General features: G+C 47.9%; 3 protein-coding genes. 1 reads left to right on the top strand and 2 read right to left on the bottom strand.

Annotated elements, in window-relative coordinates:
- Both H6F50_RS01605 and H6F50_RS01600 read right to left on the bottom strand, forming a co-directional pair.
- On the bottom strand, positions 1-527 hold a 527-nt coding region (locus H6F50_RS01605), incomplete at its 3' end, for a MarC family protein (RefSeq protein ID WP_190425600.1).
- Positions 528-888: 361 nt separating this feature from the next.
- Entirely contained in the window at positions 889-1,101 is a 213-nt protein-coding gene (locus tag H6F50_RS01600; protein ID WP_190414152.1) for a hypothetical protein, read from the bottom strand.
- Between the two features lie 259 nt (positions 1,102-1,360).
- Between H6F50_RS01600 and H6F50_RS01595 the strand changes: the two genes are divergently transcribed.
- On the top strand, positions 1,361-2,095 hold a 735-nt coding region (locus tag H6F50_RS01595), incomplete at its 3' end, for a carbon-nitrogen hydrolase family protein (protein ID WP_190425597.1).

Genomic DNA, 2,095 nt, shown 5'->3' with positions numbered 1-2,095 from the left:
CCTAAAAGTTGAGTAATAATCACCGCGCCTTCGGCACCGAGCAAGTGATCAATCCGGTTTGCCAGACGCACAATCAACCATGTCACCAGCATCGCAGAGACAATCCCGACCACCACGCTGAGATGAGCATTTGGAGATTCAGACATCAACAGCATCACCGTCGTTAGCGTTCCTGGCCCAGCTAACAGAGGCAATGCCATCGGAGTAATCGCGATATCGCGCTGCTGCTCGACAATCGGTGTATCTAGTTCTCCACGTAGCATTTGTAGGGCAACTAAGAGTAAAAGCAGTCCCCCAGCAACCCGCAAAGACCCCATACTGATTTCTAAGTAATTTAGAACTGCTTTACCCCCAAAAGCGAATATCAGCAGCACCCCTGTCGCTACAATACTTGCCCGATTCACCACATTGTCTCTTTGCTCCGGTTCCATGCCCTTCGTCAGGACTAAAAAGATCGGTGCATTGCCCAACGCATCTGCCAAGACAAACACAGCTACAAAAGTTTTAACCAGAACAGAGATATCCAGCTCCACAGTTGACCCTTAGAAAATATTTCCTCTAACCGTAACGTGGATGCCTTGCCGTTTCGCCATTCCGAAGGTTGATCTCAAACGAGTCAGATATCCCGTGCCAGCCGAGGACTCCAACTCATTCATAGAGTTGTCGTAGTGTCAACCAATAATATTCATTGTTATAATTTAAACCTCAATACAGTGAGAGAGCGATCGCTCAACCTCATCTGAGAAAGCGATCGCCCGGTTTTTCCCTCTTCCTGAAATGCCTAGATCCAGTGAATACTTTCTTTAAGCTGCGGTGACAAACGCGCAAGTGTTGCGATAGCGCGTCCGCGTGGCGCTCTGCTAATGCAAAATAAGCAATCGCCCCCGTTTAAACTAAGGCAGAAACACGGCTAGAATGCAGCAATTCACGAGACTCTTGACGAACCCGACCTTCCATCGCCTCTTTTTGTAAGGTAATGAAAGCCATAAAGTCATCAAAGTCATACTTGGTTTTTAAAAGCTGACGTAGCTGCTCTTCGGCTTCAACCGTTAGATAGCCCGTTACCAAAGCTTGTTGCACAATTTTATTAATCCGACTCATTGCCATTGCTACCAGAACACACGATGATTTCAAAACAGCATCTTTGTCACTGAAGACGCGCATCCGGATGATTTGTGTCCGCATTCCTACTTAGCTGAGTAAATATCTCTCTAAATAAGTACCTTCGGTATAATCCACAGGATTGCTCGAACCAACCCTTCATCAATGCCTAGACACACAACAAAGGAATAATATATATTCTGATGTTCTCAGCTTCACCAGCATTTAGACTGATTTAGATGAAATTACGAGAGTGATAATGAAGCCCTATCTCGCCGCCGCCATACAAATGACAAGCCTGCCAGATGTGGAAAAAAATCTGGTTCAGGCAGAAGAACTCATCGAGCTTGCTGTGCGTCAGGGTGCTGAGTTAGTAGGCTTGCCAGAAAACTTCTCATTTTTAGGAGAAGAGAAGCAGAAGATAGCCCAATCGGAGGCGATCGCTACCCAGAGCGAAAAATTCCTCCGAACAATGGCTCAGCGCTTCCAAGTCACCATCTTGGGTGGCGGGTTTCCAGTTCCCGTTGACACCAACAAAGTCTACAACACCGCTTTGCTCATCGATCCTTCAGGGGAAGAACTCGCCTGCTACCAAAAAGTACATTTATTTGATGTCAATTTGCCCGACGGCAATACCTATCGAGAATCTAGCACCGTCATGGCTGGGATGCGCCTACCACCCGTTTATCCCTCCAAGCATTTGGGTTCCTTGGGACTTTCGGTATGCTACGATGTCCGATTCCCGGAACTGTATCGGCACTTGGCGCAGATGGGAGCCGACATTCTATTTGTTCCCGCTGCCTTCACCGCCTACACTGGCAAAGATCACTGGCAAATCTTACTACAAGCCAGAGCTATCGAAAACACCTGCTATGTGATAGCACCGGCTCAGACTGGGCAGCATTACGCCCTGCGTCACACTCACGGACACGCGATGATTATTGACCCTTGGGGCGTTATTTTAGCGGATGCCGGAGATACGCCGGGAGTAGCG

This window comes from Coleofasciculus sp. FACHB-712 (assembly GCF_014695635.1).
Lineage (GTDB): Bacteria > Cyanobacteriota > Cyanobacteriia > Cyanobacteriales > FACHB-T130 > FACHB-T130.
This window is presented reverse-complemented; position numbering and strand designations above follow the sequence as displayed.

Excerpts from the sequence above, each read along its gene's own strand:
- H6F50_RS01600 (WP_190414152.1), bottom strand. The coding sequence starts at position 1,101 with ATGAGTCGGATTAATAAAATTGTGCAACAAGCTTTGGTAACGGGCTAT.